Origin of the sequence: Anaerosporobacter sp. (assembly GCF_031551385.1) — a bacterium.
GTDB lineage: Bacteria > Bacillota > Clostridia > Lachnospirales > Lachnospiraceae > Anaerosporobacter.
The window spans coordinates 1-25884 of record NZ_JAVBNS010000045.1; the positions used below are offsets into that span (position 1 = coordinate 1).

Consider the following 25884-nt stretch of genomic DNA (forward strand, 5'->3'; position numbering starts at 1 on the left):
TAAGAAAATAAATTGAGAGATATGAAAAAACATGTAATCTTCGGTTATAATTATGTAGAAAAAGAAACATTGTTATCCGCTGTGGCGAAAGATATCATACTTTCTCATCATGAAAGAATAGATGGTAGTGGCTATCCATTTCATTTGACTACTAATAAAATTAAGATTGGTAGTAAAATTGTAGGATTATGTGACGAGTTTGATCATTTAGTATATGGGTTATATGGTGAAAAAATGAAAGTATATAAGGCAATTGACTATATAATCAGCCAAAGTGGTGTTAAGTTTGATTATGAAATAGTAAAACTGTTTAATGAGTCTGTCGCAGCATATCCAACAGGATCTACAGTAGTAACGAATAACAAGGATATTGCAATCGTATTAAGACAGAATGCAAAGTGTCCAACAAGACCGGTTATACGTCTTGTTATGGATGAAACAGGCAAATACTATGATGATTGGATTGAACTTGATTTAACAAAGGAACTAACATGATTTATTGAAGATACAAAGGATATTTAGCTATAGAAATTACAAAAAAAGAATAGGTATAATGGTCTATACATGTTATAATAGAATAAGATAATAAGATAACTGTTATAGGTATCGAAGTTTATATTGATGAATATATAGTATTCATAGATAGAAATTGTATTACATATAAACAAAGAGATACGTATAACAGTTTTTGTATTTAAATTTACATTATTATGCTAGACAAATGTAAGATTTAATGTTATAACAATATAATGTAAAACGAAATTTATGCAAAGGTGGTGTTCGATCATGCATAGTTATTTAAAAGCAGTCGGATTTAGCAATATTAAGACAAGAGAAGAATTAGAACAGATTTTAAGTATGGTCATGACGCAACCTACAGAAAAGTATGTAACTAGTGAAAGAAAAGATAGTGTAATTGTTGAGTTGAAGAAGGATTTCTCAGAACGATTTGGAGTTGCAGTACATGGAGAGTATGATGAGAAAGGCTTCTTTCATTTAGAACATTACTATCCATATTTTAAAGGTCAGATAGTAAGTCTTAGAGAAGAGATTGCTATTAATAAAAGAGTTGATACAGATGCTTACACAGGAATGTGTGATGATTTGAGAATCGGTATATCATTGATCTTTTACTTACAAAATGCAATTGATTATATAGACTGTGTGGAAAAGAACCGTTGGAACGTAAGAGCGCTCCCTGTAGTATTAACGGGCTTAGCAACAGAGGGTAAAATTCTATTAGGCACAACGAAGGATAGCACAACAGAAAGAAATCTAATATCTGAAAATAAGCAAAGAACGCAATTAATTGCAGAAGCAAAAAAGGGAAACCAAGAGGCGATTGATAGTTTGACAATAGATGATATTGATTTATATGCAATGGTATCAAGAAGAATTCGATATGAAGATGTTTATTCTATTGTAGAATCAACATTTATTCCATACGGCTCTGAGTCTGATAACTATACGGTTATTGGGAATATTATTGAAGCAAAGAAACTACAGAATGAATTTACGAGTGAATACATATATAATATAGTTGTTGAGTGCAATGATATTACGTTAGAGATATGTATTAATGAGAAAGATTTGATGGGTACGCCAGAGCCAGGAAGACGCTTTAAGGGTAACATATGGTTGCAGGGTACCGTTGCTTTTGCAGAGCAGTAACAGTTAATGAGTGATTGAATTGCGTAAATAGTTGCATTAATCTTGACTTTAACGAGAATTATGGTTATAATTTTAAGATAAAGTTTAATAATTGTCCCCTTAGTAAAATGGATATTACGAGTCCCTCCTAAGGATTAAGTGCAGGTTCGATTCCTGCAGGGGACGCCAGTAAAAAATGCCGAAAACCTTGTATATGTGATAGCAGGGTTTTCGGCTTTATATATTTTAGAGAAAGCGTATTCTATCTTTTCATTTTGCGTCGTTCTTTGATCGTATAAACAATCTGCCATATAATCAAAATAATATTTGTTGTAGATTATTCCGTTTAATTATAGCATATAATGTTCACAGTAATCCATTAAATTATCAACAGCGGGTGCGCCTAAAATTTTTACTAGGAATTGAATGTAGACATTAGGTTCAAATAAATTGACTCTTTCTGAGGATATGTAATTTTTCATAAGCAGTTGTCCCTATCTAAATATAATTCTTGGTTTTGCCAAGCCAAGTTCTCATACACGCTTTCTGTGAGAAAATTTTAGTTAGAAGATGGTCGAACTTAACATGTAGCTTACATACAGACATATCTTTTCCTCTTTTTGCATCCTTTAACGCCTTTTGGGCAACTTTATCTGCAGATATCAAATCCGGGAATCGAATTTTCTTGCCATTCAATTCCTTCTCTAGCAAATCCGTATCAACCCAGCTAGGGCAAACAGCAGTAGAGGTAATCCCAGTGCCCTTTAGTTCTACATTCAATGCTCTTGAGTAATATCTTTCAAATGCTTTTGTCGCAGAATATAAATTGAGATATGGTAAGGGTTGAAATGAGGCTGCTGATGAGATGTTTATAATTCGGCTTCCTTCTTTCATATAAGGAACACATAACGTACATAGCACTGCAAAGGCACGACAATTAATATCAATCGTAGATTGTATCTCATCAACTCCGAAGTCTTTTGATAAACCCATTCGAGCAACTCCAGCATTATTTATTAAAAATGAAATAGTAGGTTTTTCTTCTTCAAGCATTTGACCTATGGAGTGTAATTCACTTGAGCTTGCTAAATCTTTAGAGAGGGGAATGATTTTTTTACCAAACTCATTTTGTAAATGTGCTAATTTTTCTTTGTTTCTGGCAATTGCCCAAATCTCATCAACGTTTTCTAAAATCATTAATTTTGTAAATGCTTTACCAATACCACCACTTGCTCCTGTCACGATTGCGATTCTTTTTTGCATATATTATTTTTCCTTTCCAATTAGTAAAGTGCGCTCCAAATCTGCGCAGCTTATCATTTCGTAATTCGATGTAAATAGTTTTTTGAGGGAGTATAAGTATACAACACCCCAATAGTAATCGGCTAGTTTTATTGGTGAGCCAGAAACGACACTTCCATCTTTTTGTCCTTGACTGATTATTTTGGCAGTATGTTTATAGAGCAAAGATTGGTATGTGGAATCGGATGAAGAATTATCCGAACCCTGCTCAAAAAGCATCTGTGTGTTTAGAGCAATGATTGCAGCAAAATTATCGTCGGTCTCTAACTTTTGTAAGATTGATTTTGACATAATGTGTATTTTTTCTTTTGGTGATATGGGAAGCAGGGAAAGATATTTTACTTGCTTTATATCATCATCGCGGTTAATACGTTTGTAAACCTCACGATATAAAACCTCTTTCGACTCAAAGTATAGATAAATTGTTCCTTGTGCAATTCCAATATTTCTTGCAAGATCTGAAATTTTAGTTCCAGCAAATCCATTTCTTGCAAAATATAGCATCGATTTATGTAAAATGGTTTCCTTCATCTGTGTTCGTATTTCTTTGCATCGTTCCGCTGATTTTGGCATAGTTACCCTCTTTTTATAAATGAGAAAATGTTCATTTATAAATAGTAGCATCTATGGTGATTATTGTCAAGTGGGTTAGTGAAGCAAAAAATACTGAATACATAATCTTTTTGTCCGTAATCAATTACATCAAATAATGCTATAGAACAAAAGGTTGATAATTGAAAAACGTGATCGGTATTTAACTGTTCTAGTGGTTTGCTATCAAGTGGTGGAACATCGTTTAGCTCTCGATTATCAGAATTTCCATTAACAGAATAAGCATCAATATATCTTTTTAACATCTCTTGGTTCTTCTTATATACTTCCATATAACTAGTTAAATAGATAGTACAAAGGGTTCCTATAAGAAGAAAACAATATAGATTTACAAATGTGTATGAATATCAAAATGAATAATCTTATTATAACATATGAAAATTGAAGTTTTCATGAATTTTATTAGTAAGAGAGTAGATGTAAAAAAATTATAAAAAAAGTGAGTTCCCGATATGGGAGCGCACTTTTTGAGCAGTAATATGGTAGTAACAAATTGGTAGTATTGAATAATATTTCTATGGGTTAACAATATTTACAGAACCATCTGCATTTAATTTAACCAGAAATGTTACATCAGAACTACTCCAGAAATGAAGGGTAAATCTATATGTATTATCAAATTTATCCATCTCGTCAGTATTAGGATTTTCAAAGAAGTTGCTGTTTATAGTAACAGTATTTCCATCTCGATTTGAAAGGTATACCTCTGTATGTTGTTTGAATGCTGTCCAGTCATTAGGACCAGGGAATGGATACCAGCACTTTTCATAAGGAACTAAACTGTTAGAATAGTAAGTTTCTATAGTCTCTAAATAGTCACCATTGTAACGTACTTGAATATCCATACTTCCATCATCATTTCTAGTAACACCTACAACTTCTGGTGCAGCATAATAGATAACATCAATGTTCCAATCTGAACCAGAGTTAAACTCTAATGTAATTGTATTGCATTCTCCATATGTATCGATATCTGCTGTAAGAGATTTTAAATAATCTGCTTTAAAGATGATAGCACTTCCAGAAACAGTATAGTTTGTATCAGCTATCAATGTTCCAGCAGTATCTTTTACAGTAACTAAAGTGTTACCATTTAGATATAAATCCATTGTATAATCTTCATTAGTAGCTAACATAGTATCAGAGATAAATAAACGATCTGATATAGCATAAGAAGAGCGACCAGTAAAGGAAGCTTTTAATACATTGAAAAGTCTTTCATTATACCAAGTACAGGTATTTCTATTTAAATGTTGTCCATTATCCCATAGCATTAAAGTAATATCAGTATCATTTGCATAGGAATTAACACATTCCATGTATTTTAATACTTCACCTGGTTCAACTGTACCTAAATCATTATCAAAACCAACTAGACCGTATTCACCACATACTACACCATAACCATTATTAATGAATGTGTCATGAACTCGATAAAATGCATCTGCAATATAGTCTTCTACAATTTTCTCTTTTATACCATCTTCATCAGTGTCTTGTTCCATGCTTGTGACACCTGCGATATTTGCGCTGAATGGCCAGTATCCATAATAATGGAATGTTGCAATAAGGTGGTCATCACCAAGTGTATTCATAGTGTTTAATAGCGAGTTACAACGAGTAGCAGAATCATTCGTTGTTAATGTTGGAAGGATTAACATACGAGAGTCGTTAATTCCACCAGAAGCACGAACAAGATTTACAAATTCCGTATTAACTTCATCTAGTATTTCTAATTGATATAGTTCTTTTAGTTCTTCGTATTTTGCACTATATCTATTCCAGTAATCAGCCCAATTATCATCAGCGACACATGCCTCAGTAGCAAGATTTTCGGCAGTAGTTTTATATTCTCCATCAAGTTCTTCTGTAGGATCAAAATATGGTTCGTTAATTGATTCAAAACATACCTTGCCAGAATAGTTTTTAAAGTAATCAGCAAGTTGTGTCCAGATAGCTTTATATTTATCCATAGCAGAGCCATCATCAGCACCAATATTTTGTACCCAAGTCCATGAATCATGGTGAACATTAACCATAACATATAGGTCTTCATCTATTGCCCATTGAACAACCTCAGCATAACGTGCTAAGAAGGTTTCATCAATTTTGTAATCTGGAGCGTCGCCAGTTCTCATATATGCAGTAAATGGCATACGAATACTATTGTATCCAGCGTCTTTTACGGCACGGATTACATCTTTCGTTACAACTGGGTTACCCCATGATATTTCTCCTTTATCACCACCAGTATCAAAGGAATCAAAGGAATTACCAAGATTCCAACCAGGAGCCATTGCGGCTGAATATTCAAGAGAAGTCATTATTACTGGATCTGGTGTAACGATTGGTTCTGGATCAGGAGTACTTGGAGAAGTAGTGTTGTCAATTTCTGCAGCAATTGATCCTGTAAATGTTTTAGAGTATTCTTTACAAGTGATTGTATAATCCAAACCATAGATAAATGTTGAAGAGATAGTAAGAGTAACTACTTTTCCGTTGTCTGAATATTTTATATCACTAATGTTTTCTTGATTAATTGTTGTATATGTAATATTAAAATCACTTAAACTAAGTAATTCTTTAACATTAGAATTAAAAGTTAATTGGATTTCATTTTTGCTAATTTGTTTTACTGATTCCATAACGAATGGAACTTTTACTGTATACCAAGAAGATGTTGCTGTAGTTTTGCCAGCTTCATAATTTGTTCTGTTAGCAGCAGTAACCGCTCTGAATTTGAATTCACCAGCTTGAGTAGTAGTTACTGTTCCATCTAATTTCATAGTTGCACCAGCAGTATTTGATGCATTATCAATTTCCCAGTAAGTTTTGTCAGTAGATTTTGCAGGTGTTAGAGTTCTATTAAAATCATAAACATCTACACCAACCTTTACTGTATCTACAGAATTATTAACTGTAACACCAGTTGCAGGTAGTTTTACAGTAACAGTAGCCTTTAAAGAAACTGTTTTCTTAGTAGGTAGAGTAATCTTACAAGTAATTGTAGCTTTTCCTGGAGCCATGGCAGTAACTAAACCATTACTCTTGTTTACTTTAGCCACCGTTGTGTTACTTGATGTCCAAACATATTTGGACTTACTTACTTTACCTTTAACATTGAAATCGAAGGTTTTACCAACGTTTAATGTTTTAGAAGTTGCATTTAAAGATTGTACACTGGCTGCTTCGGAAAGTGTTGCTGGTGTAAGCCCTGTAATAAATAAAATAAAAACCAGCACAAATGCAAACTTCCTTAAGAAATTCTTTTTCATAATGAATCCTCCTCGATATAATTTGGGTATAAACATTAAATTCCCTTTTGGGTTAAAATCACTCACATTGCTAGTAAATTAGTTAACAACATTATTGAAAAATAAAGCAACCCCATACCTTCCTTATTCCCCTCATAAGTAAGGATATCTTTCAATTAAAAGTGATTTTAAAGTGACAAAACAATATGTTAGTTTGTTCAGTCACTTTACTATAATAAAGCAAAATGTATGCTATGTCCAGTGTTTTTTTATGTTTTTTGTTCATAATGTTTAAAGATACATAGAATCATTATGAAATATAGAAATTCATGCATATAAAAATTGTGAATTACGCTAAAAATTTATAGAATAAATCAATTATATACTAACTTCTTGGATAGTAACAAAAATAGTGCTCAATCGTTTGAATGAACACTATCTTTAAATCAATTTATATATGGTTAACCTATTATAGTGACTAGCATCTTCTACATCGAGGACAGCAACAAGGACAATGAGGTCTTCGGCGTAGAATGGTTAAAATAATATCGATAATGACAAGAATGATTAGCACTGTGAAAAGTATAATTAAAAAAATGAGTAGCCATTCATAATCAGGTTGGGGGTTAAGATTGATAGGGCCATTTGGTATGTTTGGATCATCGATTGTAGTAATAGTCGAAGTATCAATGTCAGAAATCAAACCATTTATGTCGGTCTCCAAAAAAGAGATTTTATATGACGAAATCCTTGTAGCATTTAGATTTTGTACCGTCTTACCATCTGTTCCAGAAGCTGTAAGAATGGAGTGGAGAATATTGATGTTTGGGCTACTATCACCTCGTAATACAATAACGCCGTCAGTAGTAGAATTGTTTTCTAAAATGCTATTATTAATGGTTACAGAACCACTACTAATAATAGTACCTGAGCCCTGTCCACTACGTACAGCATAGTCTGTGATAGTAAACTGACAACTGTCAACAAGAAGGTTAGCTGTTCCGTAAAAATTAACGCCTGACTCAGAATTGGTAACAATACAATTTTGAATCAGTGCATAGCCAGCTACAGCCTTAAGTTGTGCAAGACTGTGCATATTGCTGGCGGTACAGTTTGTAATGGCAATATTGCGCATACCACCTGCCACACTTTGAATGCCAACAGTAAAGCCTTCCATGCCTGTGAAATGACAGTTGTTAATTGTAATATTATGCGCATAGCAATGATCGAAAGGCGTTGTAAGTTCCGCAAGGTTAATACAGTTTTGCAGTAAACTAGAGCTAAAGTCAAAAGAAATCCCTTGGATCAGCAGAGTTTCTGGATAATAATAATGATTATCGCCATCTATGGTAATCGTGTTGGTAAAGGTAACCGTAGCTCCCTGTTGAGGACATATGGTAAGATTTTTGTTAGGCTGTTGTATAATACCCAGTGAATCAGTGACAGTTCCCGATGCAATTTCTATGACAAATTGGCTTCCCGCTTGATTTGAAACATCATCTACAGCCTGCTGTACAGAAGGATACGTGCCAATCAATGTGCCATCTATAGTAAGCGTTGCAGTTGGTGAAGCAGCAAGCGAGCAGGGTGTTGGCAGAAACAGGTAGGAAAGAAGTAATATTGAGAATAAAGCAATTAGTTTTTGTTTCATAGGAATGCTCCTTTATAGTTTTGTACATTATATGATGATTTGTCGAAAAATGTTACTTTAAGGAGTGCTAAAAAAATATAATAAAAATAGAACTATTACAAAATATATTTTGCAATAGTTCTACAATAAGTAGACAACAAAGGAAGTTTAGAAATTAAACGGTTGCTTCAATTAAAGTCTTATCACCAACAATAATTTCATGAACTCCAATCTGCTTTTTCTTGTTAAAATTAAAACTAATCATGTATCCTTTATTCACGTGGTAATCATCAAGGTATCCAACAAGTTGCTTTTCACCACGGTTATTGTACTCGTTACCATGCCAAATCTTCATTTCGATAATAAACTGTTCTCCAAGATAATCAACAATTACGTCGGTTCTTCGAAGCTCTCTGGTACGAGATTCGATGTAGTAGTTTCCAGTCCCATTGATAATTGGTCTTAGATAAAGCAGGAAGTATTTTCTGCCCTCATCCTCCACAAAGGTTTTATCACTATCACCATACAAATCGTTAAAATGCACGACAAACTTCTCAAGAATTAGGCACATATTCAGATGCCCATCTACAATTAACTGGTTTTTATCCTGCAGAGATGCTTTATAAATATCCTGTCCTTGCATCTCTGCTGTTGAAAGATATAGATTGTAAAGGCGTGTTTCAAAAATACGATTTGCAATAGCCACTATGCCGTGCTGATTCTTAATAAACCCAAACATCGTTGCAGTATCAATTGCTGGCTCATCTGAATTATAAACAATGCTTTTTCCAGTAAATAGTAGAGAGCGTAGCATGGAATTCAACTCTGGATAACTAGTTAGTTTTCCGATTAAGGATTCAAATAGAGTATTTTTTTCCGATAAAATCATCCGAACGGCTTCGTTAAATCCGTTTTTGGTCCACGTTGTATCTTGGGAATGGAATTCGGTAACTTTTCCAACCTCCTCATCGATAAGTTTGCACAATCGAGATACAAGAAAAGGATACCCAGACGTATAATCATAGAGAAGTGTAGCTATCTCATCAATATTCATAGTAGTATGATAGTCAGCCTCATATTCTTCAAGCATTCTAGCAATTCCTTCTTTTGTAAGACTCATATTAACATCAAAATCGGTAGCAATGTTCCAAGGGCTATTAGTTTTATGTTCATCATCCGAACGAAACTTTCGATTTAAATTTTTAATATCGTATACACCTGCTAGAATAACAGAGTGGAATGTTGGTTGAACATCTCGATCAATGTAATATGCCCGAAGTTGTGCAAGAAAGTCTAAGAAGACCAGATTATTGGTTGCACTGTCAACCTCATCAATCATTAGTACAATTGGTTTATCTGAAGTGCTACAAATCGCACTAAGTTCTTCAAAAAGTTCCGTTAATTCAAAGGTTTTTTGTTTTTCTTTTTCAATGTTATCTAGTTGACAGATAGAAGTCTCAAATTCCTTATGGTGGGAAAGCGTATTTCTTTTCAATCCGCGTAGAAAAATTTTGGAAAATGTAATAGAAAATATATTCTCATTTTTAAACTTTGCATTTCCAAATGTCTGAAAGTCCATTAGAACGACATAATAATTTTTCTGCAAAGATTGATTTAAAGCTCGTAGTGTAGTTGTTTTTCCATACTGTCGTGCTCTATTAATTGTAAAGTATTTTCCATCATCGACAAGTTCTCGTATTTTTAATAAGCGTTCATCAATATTAACCATGTAATGTTTTTCGGGTTTACAATCACCAGTCACATTAAATACCTTTGCCATGTTTTCACACTCCTTCTCAACTTTCATTATGTCACGCTAATTATGGTTTCATCTTAGCATAGAAGCGTTAATTAGTAAAGTGAGATATTGGAAGTTCCTAAAGCAGTTCAACTTTACATGAGTGTTCTTTTGTTTTCCTATTATAGCTGATTCCTACAGCAAGAATATTTCCTGTGTATTTTTCTTTTTCTCCGAGTTTTCCTTTAAAACAAAGTGTATAGTCCTTCTGTTTGATTTGTTCAATCGCTTCTTCTGGTGTAGAATCTATCTTTAACTCCAAAAGAAATGCATCTGCATTTCGACGTTCGGGATAAAAAATAAAATCAACAAAACCTTTTCCGGCTTTATCCTCCCGTTCAACACGATATTCATTTCGTGCTGCAAGATAAACAAGATTAACTACAGCGGATAATTCAATCTCACTATTGTAAGAAAAGATTGGAGATTCGGTATCATGTGCAAATTTAAGAATTTCAGCCATTGTTTTTGTATCACCACGAAGCGTTGCTTTCAGCATTTTTTCTGATTCGTTTGCTAAACGATACACATAGCCTAAAGAATCCTTTGACATAAGCAGTTTCTTGAACTGATTCATAATTTCTTGATTGGGTATAAATACTTCACCAGTCTCATCATCATATGTCAACAAACCATAAACGACCATTGCGGAGTAAATTTCATTTTTTGTATTTAACTGCATAGATGCCGCAGCATAATTTTGTATTTCCGCTTTAACACCTTCACCAGAAATCATTAAAACAAGATCATCTCGAATAGCTTCTATGTTATTGCGTATATAATAGAAAATCTCATCGTAAGGACCAGAACTCGTCCAGTAACTTTTCAATTGGTTGTCTGCCAATGAACTTACAATAGAGCGTGGATTATACAATCGTTCTCCAGCAGCAGTGTGGTAGCCATTGTACCATATACGTAAGTCTTCTCTGGTGATTTTTGCTTTTTTTACAGACTTGTCATATATTTTATATAGAGTATCAACCTCAAGGTCTGAAAAGCCAAAATATTCGCTGAATCTTTCCGACATTGCCATATCATATTCTAAAAACATATTCAACTCCGAACCACTGGAGTATTTTGCTATTGGAAGTACACCTGTCATATAGACAAATTCCACATAAACTTTATCTTTGAACAATGCCTTTAGAAATATAAGAAACTTTTGATGGTCTTCATTGGAAATAAACGGCATATGAAAAGGGGCATCCCACTCATCTATAATGAAAATGAATCTATGCATTGTCTTTTGAAATATCTCCGTTAAAATATCCCAGACTGCTTTATGTGAATCCGTTACTATTTGTGGATATGCGTCATGCAAATCTTTTTTTAAACCATCTAAAAATCTGGAAATATATTCATCATAGGATGAACATTTTTCGGGAATCTCACTGAAATCAATATAAATTATATTATGTTGATTTATATGTTTCTTATAATTTTCAGACTCAGATATTTTAAGTGTATTGAATATATCTTTTCCATCAAATACTTTTCCAAAGAATGCTCCAATCATATTGGCCATAACACTCTTACCAAAGCGACGTGGTCTAGTAATGCAAAGATACTGTTGACCATCCATTGTTACTGCCGAAATAATTTCATCAATTAGTGGTGTTTTATCAACAAAAAATCTTGTTTTAGAGATATTCTTGTATCGTTCGTATGGAATGATACTATTTAGAAACATTCCCATGTGCATACACTCCTTTTGGACATTCATTATGTTGAGAAGATGGTAATAGATTTACCATGATACAACGTGGTTTCATCTTATCATAGAAGGGGGGATTAGTAAAGTAAGGGGTTGGGAAAATGTTGCTTTGTAAAAAAGTATAATAAAGACTGGGGAGTTTGGCAGTTAGGCTGCTGAGGAATATGGAAAGATTAGAGCAAACCTTGAGAGAAAAAGTAATCCAATTGGTCCAATGGATATGCAGATTGCTGAAATGCAAAGAATTATTTTCTAAAAAGGCTTGCTCGTGACGTAGCGTAAGATGTTATAATGCGATTATACAAATGGGAGGTGTTTTTATTATGAGCAAAGATGGGGGAATTCCTAAAGGATATATGACTGTAGGTGAGATTGCAAAAAAGATGGGGACTACCGTTCGCACGTTACAATATTACGATAAAGAAGGTTTGCTTTCTCCATCGTCAGAGAGTCAAGGTGGGCGTAGACTTTATACAGATAAGGATATGATAAAGCTTCATCAAATATTATCATTGAAGTCTTTGGGATTTTCACTCGAAGATATAAGAGATAAGTTGGTTTCTCTTGATACTCCTGCTGAGGTTGCACATGTACTTACAGAACAGGCAGCTAGTATTCGTGAAAAGATGAAGAGTCTACTAGAATCATTGGAAGCAGTAGAGGGATTAAAAGCAGAAGTGCTGCAAATGCAATCAGTGGATTTTAAAAAATATGCTGATATTATTGTAAATTTACGAATGAAAAATGAGTTTTACTGGTTGATTAAACATTTTGATGAAAGTACTCTTGAACATATTCGGGGGCATTTTGATAAAGAAAGTGGATTGGCTTTTATTGATATGTTCAATCGTTTATCGGATGAGGCGATACAATATCAAGAGGACAACATATTGCCTGAAAGTCATAAAGGGCAAGCGTTTGCGAAGAAGTATTGGGATATGATTATGGAGTTTACCGGTGGTGATATGAGTATGCTACCTAAGCTTATGGAGTTTTCTGAAAAGCCTGTTGGTTTAGATAATAAGTGGAAGGAAAAACAAAATAGTGCGGAAAGATTTATCAAACCAGCTCTCGGAGCTTATTTTATAGCATTGGGTTATGATCCGCTAGGGGAGGGAACAAAATGAGTTATGCCATACAAGTTGAAGGACTAGAAAAAAGCTATAACAATCATACCGTGCTAAATGGTTTGAATTTTAATGTTTTAAAAGGTGAAATATTTGCATTACTCGGTGTAAACGGTACAGGTAAAACGACAACTCTTGAGTGCATTGAAGGATTACGAGGATACGATAGTGGCAATATTGTAGTAAATGGCAAGATGGGAATTCAACTGCAATCAGCATCACTTCCTGAGCATATTAGAGCAATAGAGGCTGTGCAACTATTTGCAAAATGGAATAAAGTGAAAATTGATAGTGGGATGCTTACGGCTCTTGGTATTGATGCATTTGTAAAGAAGCAGTATAAGGAATTGTCAACAGGGCAAAAACGACGTTTGCATTTAGCACTCTCCTTAATCTGCAATCCAGACATTGTGTTTCTTGATGAGCCTACGGCTGGACTTGATGTGGAGGGGAGAATATCGCTTCATGAAGAAATTCGTAAATTAAGGGAAAATGGAAAGACCATCATTATGGCAAGCCATGATATGGCAGAGGTTGAGAGCTTGTGTGACCGCATTGCGATACTGAAAGATGGCAATATCGCATTTATTGGTACGGCTGAAGAATTGACTGAAAAGATTGGACGCTGCTGTACAATCCACATAAAGACTGAGCAAGGAGTTGAGAGTTTTGAGTCCAACAACATCAATGACACAATGCTAACTCAGCTTAAAGATTACAAGCGTAGGGGGATTGCAGTATTAGATATCAAAATAGACAGAGGAACACTGGAACAGCATTTTATCAATATAGCAAGGGGGAATGGTGAATGAGCGCATTTTTATATGGAGTTGCATTACAATGGAAATTGGATATACGAAGCAAAACGATGCTGATAACCTGTTACTTAGTTCCTTTAATGTTTTTTGCCTTTATGGGTGGAATCTTCACATCGATTAACCCAGAAGCTCATCATACAATTATACAGTCAATGACCGTATTCGGTGTTTCAATGGGAGCTCTGATCGGTTTACCACCGCCACTTGTTGAGATCTATGGTGGCAATATAAAAAATGTATACAAAGTTAATGGTGTGCCACTATTCTTAGGTGTAGTTACGCATGTTATATCAGCATTTATACATCTATTCATGATGAGCATTATCATATTGGTTGTCGCTCCGATTACTTTTAATGCAACAATTCCTAAAAATCTACCTGTTTATGTTGGCTCTCTTATCGTATTCATTGCCACAACATTAAGTATTGGAAGTGCTTTGGGGGTATTGGTAAAAAATATATCGAAACTTACTATGATTTCGCAGATTGTTTTTTTACCGTCAATCATGCTGTCGGGAATTATGTTTCCTATAGAGATGTTACCGAAAGGATTTGAGGAGGTTGGTAAAGTGCTTCCTGCTACGTGGGGATATAGGTTGATGACATGTGAAAAGTTTGAGGTTGCTTTTTTAATTCCTTTGATAGTGATACTTTTGGTTTTTGTTATGGTGTGTGGTTGGGTGTTGGTGAGGATCGTGAGGAGATAAAAGGTTTATATATTATGAATAAGATAGCTTTCCCACCAGCAGAGCTGGTGAAAATACCTATGTACCGGATGTATAATCATAGAGGAGTGTAGCCATTTCATCAATATTCATAGTAGTATGATAGTCAGTCTCGTACTCTTCAAGCATTCTAGCAATTCCTTCTTTGGTAAGGCTCATATTAACATCAAAATATGTATTAAGTTCCGATTGTTATTTCTATTATTTTTATCGTGCATGATATAGTAAAATAATTCCGCATTTTTTATATTCTACCCTTGACGAAATATATACCTTGATATATACTAAAAGTATAAGGAGGAGTATAAACATGATGACAGCAAAAGTATTTGAAAATGGAAGAAGCCAAGCAGTGAGACTTCCGAAGGAATGCAGATTTAGTGGAGAAGAGGTAGCAGTCAATAAAATTGGTGATGTTGTGATTCTGATTCCAAAAGAAAACAAATGGACAGGTTTTCTAAGCAGTTTGAGTCTTTTCACAGAGGATTTTATGGCTGAGGGGCGTGAACAGCCTGCTGTGCAGGAGCGTGAAACACTATGAAATATATGCTAGATACAAATATCTGTATTTATGCCATCAAGCATAAACCAGAAACTGTAATTAAAAAATTTTTGGAACATAGTCCGGATGAGATGTGTATTTCAGCAATTACTTATGCAGAATTGATGCATGGTGTTGAAAAGAGTCAAGCAAGAGAGAAGAATCGGCTTGCTATGACTCTTTTTCTATCATCTATTATGATTTTGGAATTTGACTGCTATGCTGCTGAGGAGTATGGAAAGATTAGAGCAAATCTTGAGAGAAAAGGTACTCCAATCGGTCCAATGGATATGCAGATTGCTGGACATGCAAAAGCGGAAGGACTTATTTTAGTTACAAATAACACAAGAGAGTTTATCCGTGTAGAAGGTTTGGTGGTGGAAGACTGGGCGTAGGAATAATGATGTATTGTTTTTGGAAATATCTCAGACTGCTTTAAATGTGAAGATCTGTCTGGAAATTATCTGAAAATCATTAAGAATGCTATTTTAGTCTATTTTGATTTTATTATTTGAACAGGGGGAGGCCTAAAAAGTTACGAAAGATAATATTTATTCAGTAAAATTCGACAAAATATAGAGTGGATATATGATATAATGAAATATGATGTTATTTACCAATTTATAACATGTTAAATCATTACAAAAAAATAAAAAACAATGAAGGATAATATATGATTATTATTTATTAAATAAGATGAAATGGAGGACTTAATAATGAATAGTATAAATCAAGAAATACCGTATTTATATGAGTCTCTAAAAAATCAAAAAAAAATATTTCAAGATACCTTAATATTAAACCCAGTTGAAAATATACCACCAGATGATATTCTTATGCCTTGTAACTCATTTTTGCATGGTTTATACAATACAGATAGCATTCGTGACACTGACAGCAAATTTCAATCAAAATTACAATTTAGTGGAAGAGATTCGATTAACAAGGATATAAATAATATATATGAACTTTGGGCTGATTTGTTGGGTGCTGAAAAGCTTTCTATGCGTCTTTTATCAGGACTACATGCTCATATTGTACTCTTTATGAGTATTACCAACATAGGTGATAAGGTTATGCTTCTTCCTGAAAAAGCTGGTGGGCATTTATCTGGAAAAGCTATTTTGCAACGCTTGGGATTACAGATTGAAGAAATACCTTTTGATACAGAAAATAGGTGTATTGACAAAGAAAAGTGCCAACAAATGATAGACTGTTATCAGCCCAAAATTCTTTTTATTGATAGAAGCGAAGGTATAGACTATGAAGATTTTTCTTGGCTAAATGAATGTACTTCCTGCTATAAAATATTTGATGCGTCACAGTATTTGACTAATATTATATGTGGAGACTATAAAAATCCATTTGATATGGGATTTGATTTAATATTATCTAGTATGCACAAAAATCTTCCTGGACCACAAAGAGCCTTTGTATGTACAAAAGTAAAAAATGAATATTGGGAAAAATTACGTTCTGGTATTAGTACATATGTATCTAATATGCATGTTTTTTCTATTTACTCTGCTGGTCTTTTACTGGGGCATCTGGATGAATTACACAATTTATCCCAAAACATGCTTAAAAATGCTCTTGCTCTTGATTATGAACTAATGGTAAATGATGTTCCTATTGTTTCACGTAATACAAAATTATCAGAACCTCCAACTCATCATTGTTGGATAAAACCACCATGCAAAGAAAAGACCTTTGATTTATTTCTGATATTAGAGAGATTGGGTATCTTAACAAATTATCGTCTTCTTCCCTATAATATTGGATATGGTTTACGCTTGGGTATGTCTGCTGCAACAATAAGTGGTCTTACCAAACAAGACATTCCATTATTAGGTGCATTAATAGGAAAGGCATATCATGAGGGATATTCTGATAAATTAAAGATAAACACAGTAGATTTTATACATAAAATAAAAGGTGATGAACATAAAAAATGATAAAAAACACAGTATTCTATCATAGCGAACCATTTATGATAAAAAAACATAAAGAAGATTTATTTACTCCAGATGCTGAATTTGTATGCATAAGGTATCTGTATTGTAGCATATGTGGTGGAGATTATTCTACTTATCTTGGTCGAAGAAATATATATCCAATTTCACTTGGACATGAATGGGTTGGAGAAGTAATTGATTTTGGAGAAAAAGTTACTACTTTTTCAATTGGAGATTTAGTTATTTCAGATTTTAACTTTCGGTGTGGAAAATGTAGCTATTGCCAAGCAAATCAGTCGCATCTTTGTATTCGAAATAATGACAGTCTCTTTACTAATCGCGGATTTTCTAATTATGCAAACATACATTATAAGTATCTCTACCATATTCCAATCATTGAATGGCTTCCAAGAGCATGTTTAATTGAACCACTATCATGTGTACTTCATGCAATTTCGATGATTAATTTAAGTAAAAATGAACCACTATTAATATTAGGTGGTGGAAGTATTGGAATGCTTTTTTGTTTTTATCTTACAAGAGTGCTTTGTTTCAACCAAGTATTTGTCTGTGAAAATAATAGTAATCGTTTGGAAAATCTTATAAATAACTTTCGCATTCGACCTTGCATTAGCACAGTAGCAAATACATTTGATATAGTTATTGATTGTAGTAACAGTATTCAAGGCTGCTCTAATGCACTATATGCAAGTAAACCAAGAGGACAAGTTTGTATTATGAGTCATTTATATGGTCTAAATACTTCATTCATCTATGAGCAAATATGTAAAAAAGAACTTAATGCTATATTTCCCCTCAGAAATGGTGAGACGCAAAATATAAAAAATGCTATGGAGCTTATCCAAAATAAATGGAAAAGCTCTGATGATAATATGCTTGAAATTTTTAACGATATTGAATTGGCATTTAAATGTAAAAATAACTCAGCTGGAAATAAGCAAATTATTAATATGGTCTCTACTATCTTTGAGGACGAATAATAGTTAAAAACTTGTTATATTGAGCCACTGTATAATCAAAATCCAGCCATTTGTATTTAATACGCATTTTTTCTGCGTTATTGATATCATTGGCCATTAGAAATAATGGTAGGCGGAAAAATTCATATACATGATTTTGCTCTAGTAAAGATTCTATGACTATTTCTGTTTCAGGTAAAACATACCCATTTTGTGCATAATTTAGATATGATTGCGCCATGTATGCAAATAATTCGCCCGACTTATATCCATCTTGTTGGTTAATATTAAGACTTTCATTAATATCTTCCAATGCACCACTAAAATTACCTTTAACAATTCTTGCGATTGCTCTTGAATAATACAGTTTACCAATATTTTTTTTATGCTTAAGTTTTTGAGCCCAATTAAGAGTCTCATCAAAATGTTCATCTATATATTCAGGATTAAAGTAGCAATTTGTTTCGAATAAATTTGTTTGAATATAAACATTAATCATATGGGACTCTTGTAGCTTTGTTAAGACTTCCTTGTAAGATAAAATGGCCTTCTCACAAAAAAGATTAAAACGATATAGATGTCCCATATATCGAAATATGTGTAATACATTTTCTGCTGAAAAGTAGCTATATGGTAATTTGTCTTTCAATTCAATAAGTGATTGACACGCTTCTTTAAATGAACCATCCATGATCCAATAGTCAATTAAATACAATTTTATTCTAATATCATACCATTGTCCTTCATCTTCTTGCGTTAGTTGTTCCTTTAGCTCTAATAACAGTAAATACCATTCGTCATATTCACCCAAAAGTGAAATAGCGTATTTCATTAAGAGTAAATAAGATTTTTCGTGTTTACCAAATATCTTCGGAGTTTTCACTGATTCAAATTGTTTAATAGACTCCAGTGTACTAATACTTTTATGATGAATAGAATTGATTAAATATAATATGTCATTGAAATCATCAGCATAGAGTGAACATGGTTTAGGGGGAGAAAATGATGCTTTCATATCATACAACTCAAAAAATATATCTAATGTTAATTCCCAATCTGATATTTCAAGTGTTGTTTCCTTGGAAAATTCCTCTTCTAGTGTAAGAATATTTAAAAATAAAGTGATTTTTGAAGTTAGAGATAATGTATCATTTACATAAAATGTTCTTTTTGCTAGATATTTTAAATATATTCTAAAAATATGCAACCTGGCATTAAGCTTTAAGACACAAGCACCATTTTTGCTAAATACATCGTGTAATTTAATGAGTTCCTCTGAATTCTCAATATAGTTAATTAAGCTTACATTAATTATGTCATAATAATCTGTTACTGGGCAGGAAAGTCCTTGTTCTTTTATTAAATGATTAAAAATGTCTTGATTAAAAACTCTAATAACAGAAAGACTCAATAGTGTTTCTTGCCATTGCGAATTCATATGATTAATAAACTGATTTACCAAAAGATTTCTATCTTGAAAAAGTGACTTTTTTACTATTACTTCAGGGTTATTAGAGTATTCTTTTTTGTATACTTCTATTGCTAAATTAATATAAATAGGAACACATTCAGTGCTATCAATTATTGAGTCAATTAATTCAGATTCTTTTTTAGAAATATAGTGTTCTAGTAGCTCGCGGGCAGCATCTTCTGGAAATGACTTTAATTGATATATGTACATATCATCATTATTATCTAACCACTGTAACTTTTCTCGACTTGTAACAATAAATAGACCATGTCGAATTGTACCTATTAATTTCAATAACCACTCCTGTGATTCTGAATAAGGTTGACTTTGATAGTAAGAATCAAAAATAAAAATAGTATATTCTTCTGGATTTTTTTCCATATATCTTCTGATATCATATCCTAAATATATAGGCATAAGATTAATTAATTCTGAATCAGGCATACTAGGTATATTTTCAATTAACTTTCTATGTTCTGTATTGTTTATAATATTAATAATTTTGTTAACATTTTCAAAAATACTACTCACAGAAGGAGTTTTAGATAAAATTTCCAAGCCAGGAACCACCCCTGAAAGTAATTCGGAATTTTCTATTAATATATCACAAGAATTTGTAAAGAAATTATTTTTAAGATGATTCATAAAATCTTTATTAAGTACTTCTGAATGATTCTTATCCCAGTAAACTAATAATGCATAATCGAATATTGGACAACTTTTTAAAAAAGCTTTTCTAATTTTTATTAAATTGTCAAGACTTTGTTGGTTCTTATCAATTTCAAATGAAATATGTATTATCTTCCTTTTGTATGAACTATTCTGAATTGTCTCCTTAATTTTTTCGATTAAACGTGTTTTTCCAATACCTCCAATACCATAAATAGCAATTGTTTTAAAATAATTTTTCTTTTGTATTTTTTGTTCACATTCTTGCATTATAATGTTCCGAATTTCTGTTCGATTTACAAATTCTTTTGTAGGACTTTTGAAAATGGTAGGTAAGTAATCTTTCATTGGTATCTCCTATTATACTTTATGTTGTAATAATAATCATATATTATCCTTCATTAACCCTCATAAGGTTTCGAGGATGCTTATTAAACAAAATATCTTTCTGCTTAACATTAGATACATGAGTATATATTTCCGTGGTGCTAATCGAGCTATGTCCAAGCATACGTTGAATATACCGTATATCAACATCCTGCTCTAGTAAAAGAGTAGCAAAAGAATGGCGAAACATATGTGGGGTGATATGCTGATTGATTCCTGCAAGTTTTACATAATGATTTATCATAAAGCGAACAGACTGATCGGACAATTTGTGTTGTAGTCTGTTCACAAAAAAATAGCCACAAGCATCAATATCAGACTTAAAGTGTTTCTGATATAGTAGTAAAGCAGAAAGAACGTCAGGATTGCCAATTTGTAGAATTCGTTCCTTTGCCCCTTTTCCATAAATCAATATAGTATTGTTTTCAAAATCAATATCTGTTGGTTTAAGGGAACAAAGTTCAGATATACGCATTCCAGTAGCAAATAGTAATTCAATAACAGCAATATCCCGGATTGAGCAACGCAATTGGTAATCAGATTGTGCTTGCTCTTTTTGTGCATATAGTATGGACAAAAAGTTTTGTATAGATTGAAAGGAAATTGTTTTGGGTAAAAGTTTGGCTTCTCGAAAACGAATATCTAACTTGTCAAATGGGTTCTCAATTAAAAGCTCTTTGTATTCAAGATAATGAAAAAATGATTTTAAGCTGGCAATTTTTCGTTTTACAGTCGTAGGTTTATATTGCTCTAAATCGATTTTATAAGCTTTTAAGGTTTTATGGTCTAGTCTCTTTCTGTATTTGCAGTATTCTATGTATTCCATGATGCAGTTATCTAAAGTATTCATAAATAGTACGCTCCTTGTTTTTTTACTATTATGAGTAGTTAGTTATAAATTTCTCTATCCCTCAATTTTTAGAAAATACTACTCACAAAAACTACCTACATTAAAAAGCCAAAAGCAGATAGAATTGTTCCTACATAAATGTTATAATTACTCTACATAAAAGTCAGAATTCTAAGGAGGACAATATGGTCTTACTAGTAATTGATACACAAAAGCTAATAACAAATAATAAGCTATACAATTTTGAGGCTTTTGTTAGTAATATAAAAAAATTGATAAACGTAGCTAGACTAAATGATATAGAGGTTATTTATGTTCGTCATGATGATGGTGCAGAAAATGAATTAACAAAAGGTACAGAAGGATTTGAAATATATGAAGAATTCAAACCGCAACCAGATGAAAAAATATATGATAAAACAGTGAATAGTGCATTTAAAGATACGGGTTTATTAGAATATCTGAACACAAAAAAAGAAAAAGAGGTTGTTATCGTAGGGCTTCAAACAGAGTATTGCATTGATGCCAGTATTAAATGTGCATTTGAACATGGTCTTCACGTAATTGTTCCAGAAAACGCAAATTCAACGGTAGATAATTTATTTATGACAGGTGGAGAGAGCTATAAGTATTATAATGAGTTTATCTGGAAAGACAGATATGCTGAGTGTATTTCGGTAGATGAGGTAATAAAAAAAATAAAAAGAAACGGAAACGTAAAATAGAAATATAAGATAGAGATACGATAAGGAAGAAAAACAGAAAAAAATCACATAGGAGACGTAAAGATGGATTTAAAAAACCGTGCCAAAAAGTTAAAAGCAGATATTCCTGCTATTTTTTTATCATTAAAAGATAAGGAGACACCTATTATTGCAAAGATATTTGCAGGCATAACGATTGGCTATGCTCTTTCGCCAATTGATTTGATTCCTGACTTTATACCAGTTTTGGGGTATTTAGATGATGTGATTTTATTGCCAGTTTTGGTTTCGTTGACAGTAAGGTTTATACCAAAAGAAGTATTTGAGAAGAATCGTAAACAGGCAGAGAATCTATGGAAAGATGGAAAACCTAAGAAATGGTTTTATGCAATTCCAATCGTACTTATATGGTTATTAATTGTTTGGCTGATTATTAAAGTCCTTATTAATTAATGTTCTTTTATACATTTTATGGTGTCACGGAAAAAGATGTGAGAGACTGTACAGAACGGTGTAATATGCTGGTGACTATTGCATCTAACTCATGTTTCTAATGAATATAAATCTTGGAATTCTACCAAAAAAATGTTATGATAAAATACGGAAACAAAAAAGGTTTCGAACCATTTGGTCGAAACCTTTTAACAAGTAACAAAACATGCATACGCTAAGACGAAATGTTATATAATAACGAAAGATAGGTGATACGTATGAGAAAAAAAATTTTGGGATTACCCTTTTACATTATGTTTTTTGCATTTGCGTTATTAATAGAAATCTATTGCTATTTAGAATGGAGAAAAGACAGTGTTTCTATAATTGGAACAAGCGTAGTGTTTTTGATTTCGTTGTATCTTCTTTTAGATTGCATTATGAACGAGATGAATAAAAGAAAAGAGGAGTATTATAATATTATAGAAGAGCAATATAAACAAATGAATATATTAGTAGATCAAAGGGTTGGAGAGGCAAAAGAGGAGTTATTGCGTCGGCAAAAATCAAGTGTAGAAGTATTATTAAAAGCGCAAAAGAGTTTTACAGAGGCAATTATTAAGGATAATAATAAAAAATAATAACGCCTACACTTTATAAGTTAGGAGGTGAAAGAATGGATTACATTGTTTTTGATTTGGAATGGAATCAAAGTCCTTATGGAAAAAGAACAGAGGTAAAAGAAATTCCTTTTGAAATTATAGAAATTGGAGCAGTCAAACTGAATGAAAAGAAGGAAGTAGTAAGCAGTTTTAATCGTTTAATTAAACCGCAAATCTATAATGAAATTCATTCAATTACCAAAGAGATTATACATATAGAAATAAGTGATTTGCTAAAAGAGGAATCATTTGAAAATGTCATAAAAGATTTCTTTGCATGGTGTGGAGATGATTATCGTTTTGCAACATGGGGGAACATGGATTTAATAGAGTTACAGAGGAATCTGGACTACTATGCCATGGATGGGTACATTGATAACCCTATTGTATTTTACGATGTTCAAAAGTTGTTTGCAATGTGTTACTATGAAGATCGAGTTTCAAGAACACTGGAGTTTGCAGTAGATGTAGTGAAGCTTGATAAGACGGAAGAATTCCATAGGGCATATGTAGACGCAAAATATACAGCAGAGATTTTTAAGATGTTGGATCATGATATCGTAGATAATTATTATTCGATAGATTGCTTTCATAATCCAAAGACAAAAGAAGAAGAGATTCATCTATATTACGAAACGTATTATAAGTTTATATCAAGGGAATTTGAATCGAAAGAAGCTATTATGGAGAGCAAAGATATCAATGGTATTATATGCCATACTTGTAATCAACGAATTGCGAAGAAGATTCGATGGTTTACAACCAATTCTAAAACATATTATAGCTTAGGATATTGTAAAAAGCATGGATACATTAAGAATAAAATTCGAATTAAGAAGGCAACGAATAATAACGTATATGCTGTTAAAGTGGTGAAAGCCGTTAATGAAGAAGATGCGGGATTATTAATGAAACGATATACAGAAGCGAAATTAAGAAAAAAAGAAAAACGATTAAAAGTGATATAGGAAAAAAGAAACGCCTTGTAAATGTTAATGGAATCTAACATTTGCAAGGCTATATTTTTATAGATTAAAATCATCAAAATGTCGTGCAAATTTCTTTTGATAATAAGCTTTCCTACGCTTTTTGCGTGGGTAAACAATAGTAAAATAATAGATAAGGAACAATATAATAAATACAGCGATAACACCAATGATTATAAATGGTTTAATATCTTTCTTTGCCTTAGCAGATACGGCAGAGCTTAATGTACTTGTGACAGACTCGTCTGTACTTGTACCACTATCTAATAAAGCGACAGACTCTAATGTGGGTTTATCCGATGCGGAGTAGTATATATTAAGCTTACCTATTGTCTTGCTATCAAATGTATATGTGATATCACCTATAATTTCATTGTTACTTTGTACTTTTGGTGTGTCATATAGGTTCATACTTTGAATAACATCCTTTTGAGAAGCACCAACAGGAAGGATATAGTTGCTTGAGTTATCTGTATAAATCAAAGGAGTCGAAGTATCAAATATAGAGTTAAATCTAGTAAATAAAATAGAGTTGTCCATAGATAGAGTAGCATCTGATTCATCTACAGAGAACGCCTCATAGTTATCGAATCCAAAATCAAATAGTTTAATCGTGTCTTTATACTGATCGGTAGCAGTTGATTTCATTACAACACAGATTAATTCCACACCATCTTTGCTTGCAAACGAAACAAGCGTGTTGCGAGCCGTGTTGGTATATCCTGTTTTACCACCAATACAAGCATCATATTTCTTTGTGAGCTTGTAACCAAGCATTAACTGTTGATGTGTGGCTATTGGGAATTCGGTATCGCATTTGTTCGTTACGGGAATAACATATGTTTTTGTACCTGTAATCTTACGAAATGTTTCATTCTTCATTGCTTCCTGAGAAATCAGTGCCATATCATAAGCACAAGTATAATGATCATCATTGTGTAAACCATGAGCATTTACAAAGTGCGTATTCTCACAACCAAGTTCTTTTGCTTTGGCATTCATCATATCAGCAAAGTTATCAATCGTACCACCAACATGTTCACCAACAGCACTAGCAACTTCGTTAGCAGAGGCTAACATTACAGCATATAAACACTGTTCCATTGTTAGTTGCTCGCCTTCTTGACGGGCAATATGTGTACTTCCTGGCTCAATTCCAAAGACGGCATTATGAGAGAATGTAACGATTTCATTCAAGGAACAATTATCTAAGGCAACTAGAGTAGTCATGATTTTTGTTATACTAGCGGGATATAATTTTTCGTGAGCATTTTTTTCATATAAGATTAAGCCTGAAGATGCATCAATTAGAATGGCAGCTTCCGAAGTAAGGCTATCTTTAAACTTTGGCCATTTAAACTTTTTTGAGTCAGTATCAGTAGTCTTCTTATCAGACGTATCAGAAGCGTCTGTAGTGTCTTCAGCAGAGACATTCGCAGTGAATTCAATTATTGAAGTCTGTGACGAATTCATTTTTGTAGTTTCAGCATGTACCGTCGTAAATCCTATATTGGACAGCAACAGAGTTGCTGCTAAAATCATTGTTAAAATACGTTTCATAATAATGCAATTACCTCTCTTTGTTTGGTCATTCATAATATCCATTATAAGTTATTT

Annotated in this window: 23 protein-coding genes and 1 tRNA gene; 14 read left to right on the forward strand and 10 right to left on the reverse strand. The window is 32.7% G+C overall.

What is annotated here, in order from left to right; translation table 11 throughout:
• The first annotated feature begins 21 nt into the window (after positions 1 to 21).
• The 3 genes from RMR19_RS05145 (at position 22) to RMR19_RS05155 (ending at position 1839) form a co-directional block, all read left to right on the forward strand.
• Entirely contained in the window at positions 22 to 495 is a 474-nt protein-coding gene (locus tag RMR19_RS05145; protein ID WP_310602430.1) for an HD-GYP domain-containing protein, read from the forward strand.
• Positions 496 to 786: 291 nt separating this feature from the next.
• Complete coding sequence (locus RMR19_RS05150; protein ID WP_310602431.1) at positions 787 to 1671, forward strand: DUF3881 family protein; 885 nt, start codon at positions 787 to 789, stop codon at positions 1669 to 1671.
• A 93-nt stretch (positions 1672 to 1764) separates the two neighbouring features.
• Positions 1765 to 1839 (forward strand) — tRNA-Arg (locus RMR19_RS05155).
• A gap of 309 nt (positions 1840 to 2148) precedes the next feature.
• Here RMR19_RS05155 and RMR19_RS05160 read toward each other — a convergent pair.
• The 7 genes from RMR19_RS05160 to RMR19_RS05190 all read right to left on the reverse strand — a co-directional run bounded on the left by RMR19_RS05160 (position 2149) and on the right by RMR19_RS05190 (position 11942).
• On the reverse strand, positions 2149 to 2913 hold the full coding sequence (locus RMR19_RS05160) for an SDR family NAD(P)-dependent oxidoreductase (protein ID WP_310602432.1): 765 nt from the start codon (positions 2911 to 2913) through the stop codon (positions 2149 to 2151).
• A 3-nt stretch (positions 2914 to 2916) separates the two neighbouring features.
• Positions 2917 to 3525 carry a TetR/AcrR family transcriptional regulator gene (locus tag RMR19_RS05165; protein WP_310602433.1) on the reverse strand — a complete coding sequence of 203 codons (609 nt, stop codon included), beginning with the start codon at positions 3523 to 3525 and terminating at the stop codon, positions 2917 to 2919.
• 35 nt (positions 3526 to 3560) lie between these two features.
• Entirely contained in the window at positions 3561 to 3836 is a 276-nt protein-coding gene (locus RMR19_RS05170) for a hypothetical protein (RefSeq protein WP_310602434.1), read from the reverse strand.
• Positions 3837 to 4079: 243 nt separating this feature from the next.
• Entirely contained in the window at positions 4080 to 6839 is a 2760-nt protein-coding gene (locus RMR19_RS05175) for a cellulase family glycosylhydrolase (protein WP_310602435.1), read from the reverse strand.
• 457 nt (positions 6840 to 7296) lie between these two features.
• Entirely contained in the window at positions 7297 to 8469 is a 1173-nt protein-coding gene (locus RMR19_RS05180) for a right-handed parallel beta-helix repeat-containing protein (protein WP_310602436.1), read from the reverse strand.
• 154 nt (positions 8470 to 8623) lie between these two features.
• The gene (locus tag RMR19_RS05185) at positions 8624 to 10228 is read right to left on the reverse strand and encodes an AAA-like domain-containing protein (protein WP_310602437.1); all 1605 of its coding nucleotides are present in this window, start codon (positions 10226 to 10228) and stop codon (positions 8624 to 8626) included.
• 97 nt (positions 10229 to 10325) lie between these two features.
• The gene (locus tag RMR19_RS05190) at positions 10326 to 11942 is read right to left on the reverse strand and encodes an AAA family ATPase (RefSeq protein WP_310602438.1); all 1617 of its coding nucleotides are present in this window, start codon (positions 11940 to 11942) and stop codon (positions 10326 to 10328) included.
• Between the two features lie 341 nt (positions 11943 to 12283).
• Between RMR19_RS05190 and RMR19_RS05195 the strand changes: the two genes are divergently transcribed.
• The 7 genes from RMR19_RS05195 (at position 12284) to RMR19_RS05225 (ending at position 18127) form a co-directional block, all read left to right on the forward strand.
• Complete coding sequence (locus RMR19_RS05195; protein WP_310602439.1) at positions 12284 to 13087, forward strand: MerR family transcriptional regulator; 804 nt, start codon at positions 12284 to 12286, stop codon at positions 13085 to 13087.
• Positions 13084 to 13899, forward strand: coding sequence for an ABC transporter ATP-binding protein (locus RMR19_RS05200; RefSeq protein WP_310602440.1), 816 nt, complete (start codon positions 13084 to 13086; stop codon positions 13897 to 13899). The genes RMR19_RS05195 and RMR19_RS05200 overlap by 4 nt, the downstream gene beginning before the upstream one ends.
• A complete protein-coding gene (locus RMR19_RS05205) occupies positions 13896 to 14612 on the forward strand; it encodes an ABC transporter permease (protein ID WP_310602441.1) in 717 nt (238 codons plus the stop codon). Before RMR19_RS05200 ends, RMR19_RS05205 begins: the two co-directional genes overlap by 4 nt.
• Before the next feature lie 328 nt (positions 14613 to 14940).
• A complete protein-coding gene (gene vapB / locus RMR19_RS05210; protein ID WP_310602442.1) occupies positions 14941 to 15171 on the forward strand; it encodes a type II toxin-antitoxin system antitoxin VapB in 231 nt (76 codons plus the stop codon).
• Entirely contained in the window at positions 15168 to 15566 is a 399-nt protein-coding gene (gene vapC, locus RMR19_RS05215; protein WP_310602443.1) for a type II toxin-antitoxin system tRNA(fMet)-specific endonuclease VapC, read from the forward strand. The genes vapB and vapC overlap by 4 nt, the downstream gene beginning before the upstream one ends.
• Positions 15567 to 15887: 321 nt before the next feature.
• Positions 15888 to 17126: a hypothetical protein gene (locus RMR19_RS05220; protein ID WP_310602444.1), complete on the forward strand. Its 1239-nt coding sequence runs from the start codon at positions 15888 to 15890 to the stop codon at positions 17124 to 17126.
• A 35-nt stretch (positions 17127 to 17161) separates the two neighbouring features.
• Positions 17162 to 18127 carry an alcohol dehydrogenase catalytic domain-containing protein gene (locus RMR19_RS05225; RefSeq protein ID WP_310602445.1) on the forward strand — a complete coding sequence of 322 codons (966 nt, stop codon included), beginning with the start codon at positions 17162 to 17164 and terminating at the stop codon, positions 18125 to 18127.
• On the opposite strand, the gene RMR19_RS05230 is transcribed toward RMR19_RS05225, so the two are convergent.
• Positions 18108 to 20594: a hypothetical protein gene (locus RMR19_RS05230; protein WP_310602446.1), complete on the reverse strand. Its 2487-nt coding sequence runs from the start codon at positions 20592 to 20594 to the stop codon at positions 18108 to 18110. The two genes, RMR19_RS05225 and RMR19_RS05230, sit on opposite strands and share 20 nt — an antisense overlap.
• Before the next feature lie 43 nt (positions 20595 to 20637).
• A complete protein-coding gene (locus RMR19_RS05235; RefSeq protein WP_310602447.1) occupies positions 20638 to 21483 on the reverse strand; it encodes a tyrosine-type recombinase/integrase in 846 nt (281 codons plus the stop codon).
• 185 nt (positions 21484 to 21668) lie between these two features.
• Between RMR19_RS05235 and RMR19_RS05240 the strand changes: the two genes are divergently transcribed.
• The 4 genes from RMR19_RS05240 (at position 21669) to RMR19_RS05255 (ending at position 24249) form a co-directional block, all read left to right on the forward strand.
• Positions 21669 to 22208 carry a cysteine hydrolase family protein gene (locus RMR19_RS05240; RefSeq protein ID WP_310602448.1) on the forward strand — a complete coding sequence of 180 codons (540 nt, stop codon included), beginning with the start codon at positions 21669 to 21671 and terminating at the stop codon, positions 22206 to 22208.
• A 63-nt stretch (positions 22209 to 22271) separates the two neighbouring features.
• Positions 22272 to 22640 (forward strand): YkvA family protein, encoded by a 369-nt coding sequence (locus RMR19_RS05245; RefSeq protein ID WP_310602449.1) that lies wholly within the window; start codon positions 22272 to 22274, stop codon positions 22638 to 22640.
• Between the two features lie 257 nt (positions 22641 to 22897).
• Positions 22898 to 23260: a hypothetical protein gene (locus RMR19_RS05250; RefSeq protein ID WP_310602450.1), complete on the forward strand. Its 363-nt coding sequence runs from the start codon at positions 22898 to 22900 to the stop codon at positions 23258 to 23260.
• Positions 23261 to 23295: 35 nt separating this feature from the next.
• A complete protein-coding gene (locus RMR19_RS05255; RefSeq protein WP_310602451.1) occupies positions 23296 to 24249 on the forward strand; it encodes a 3'-5' exonuclease in 954 nt (317 codons plus the stop codon).
• 57 nt (positions 24250 to 24306) lie between these two features.
• Here the strand turns inward: RMR19_RS05255 and RMR19_RS05260 are convergent, their stop codons facing one another.
• On the reverse strand, positions 24307 to 25872 hold the full coding sequence (locus tag RMR19_RS05260; protein WP_310602452.1) for a D-alanyl-D-alanine carboxypeptidase family protein: 1566 nt from the start codon (positions 25870 to 25872) through the stop codon (positions 24307 to 24309).
• Positions 25873 to 25884 lie beyond the last annotated feature (12 nt).

Excerpts from the sequence above, each read along its gene's own strand:
- RMR19_RS05185 (WP_310602437.1), bottom strand. The coding sequence starts at position 10,228 with ATGGCAAAGGTATTTAATGTGACTGGTGATTGTAAACCCGAAAAACAT.
- RMR19_RS05180 (WP_310602436.1), bottom strand. The coding sequence starts at position 8,469 with ATGAAACAAAAACTAATTGCTTTATTCTCAATATTACTTCTTTCCTAC.
- RMR19_RS05230 (WP_310602446.1), bottom strand. The coding sequence starts at position 20,594 with ATGAAAGATTACTTACCTACCATTTTCAAAAGTCCTACAAAAGAATTT.
- RMR19_RS05170 (WP_310602434.1), bottom strand. The coding sequence starts at position 3,836 with ATGGAAGTATATAAGAAGAACCAAGAGATGTTAAAAAGATATATTGAT.
- RMR19_RS05165 (WP_310602433.1), bottom strand. The coding sequence starts at position 3,525 with ATGCCAAAATCAGCGGAACGATGCAAAGAAATACGAACACAGATGAAG.
- RMR19_RS05240 (WP_310602448.1), top strand. The coding sequence starts at position 21,669 with ATGGTCTTACTAGTAATTGATACACAAAAGCTAATAACAAATAATAAG.
- vapC (WP_310602443.1), top strand. The coding sequence starts at position 15,168 with ATGAAATATATGCTAGATACAAATATCTGTATTTATGCCATCAAGCAT.
- RMR19_RS05160 (WP_310602432.1), bottom strand. The coding sequence starts at position 2,913 with ATGCAAAAAAGAATCGCAATCGTGACAGGAGCAAGTGGTGGTATTGGT.
- RMR19_RS05200 (WP_310602440.1), top strand. The coding sequence starts at position 13,084 with ATGAGTTATGCCATACAAGTTGAAGGACTAGAAAAAAGCTATAACAAT.
- RMR19_RS05245 (WP_310602449.1), top strand. The coding sequence starts at position 22,272 with ATGGATTTAAAAAACCGTGCCAAAAAGTTAAAAGCAGATATTCCTGCT.
- RMR19_RS05195 (WP_310602439.1), top strand. The coding sequence starts at position 12,284 with ATGAGCAAAGATGGGGGAATTCCTAAAGGATATATGACTGTAGGTGAG.
- RMR19_RS05260 (WP_310602452.1), bottom strand. The coding sequence starts at position 25,872 with ATGGATATTATGAATGACCAAACAAAGAGAGGTAATTGCATTATTATG.
- RMR19_RS05190 (WP_310602438.1), bottom strand. The coding sequence starts at position 11,942 with ATGGGAATGTTTCTAAATAGTATCATTCCATACGAACGATACAAGAAT.
- RMR19_RS05255 (WP_310602451.1), top strand. The coding sequence starts at position 23,296 with ATGGATTACATTGTTTTTGATTTGGAATGGAATCAAAGTCCTTATGGA.
- RMR19_RS05205 (WP_310602441.1), top strand. The coding sequence starts at position 13,896 with ATGAGCGCATTTTTATATGGAGTTGCATTACAATGGAAATTGGATATA.
- RMR19_RS05220 (WP_310602444.1), top strand. The coding sequence starts at position 15,888 with ATGAATAGTATAAATCAAGAAATACCGTATTTATATGAGTCTCTAAAA.
- vapB (WP_310602442.1), top strand. The coding sequence starts at position 14,941 with ATGATGACAGCAAAAGTATTTGAAAATGGAAGAAGCCAAGCAGTGAGA.
- RMR19_RS05250 (WP_310602450.1), top strand. The coding sequence starts at position 22,898 with ATGAGAAAAAAAATTTTGGGATTACCCTTTTACATTATGTTTTTTGCA.
- RMR19_RS05225 (WP_310602445.1), top strand. The coding sequence starts at position 17,162 with ATGATAAAAAAACATAAAGAAGATTTATTTACTCCAGATGCTGAATTT.
- RMR19_RS05175 (WP_310602435.1), bottom strand. The coding sequence starts at position 6,839 with ATGAAAAAGAATTTCTTAAGGAAGTTTGCATTTGTGCTGGTTTTTATT.
- RMR19_RS05145 (WP_310602430.1), top strand. The coding sequence starts at position 22 with ATGAAAAAACATGTAATCTTCGGTTATAATTATGTAGAAAAAGAAACA.
- RMR19_RS05150 (WP_310602431.1), top strand. The coding sequence starts at position 787 with ATGCATAGTTATTTAAAAGCAGTCGGATTTAGCAATATTAAGACAAGA.
- RMR19_RS05235 (WP_310602447.1), bottom strand. The coding sequence starts at position 21,483 with ATGAATACTTTAGATAACTGCATCATGGAATACATAGAATACTGCAAA.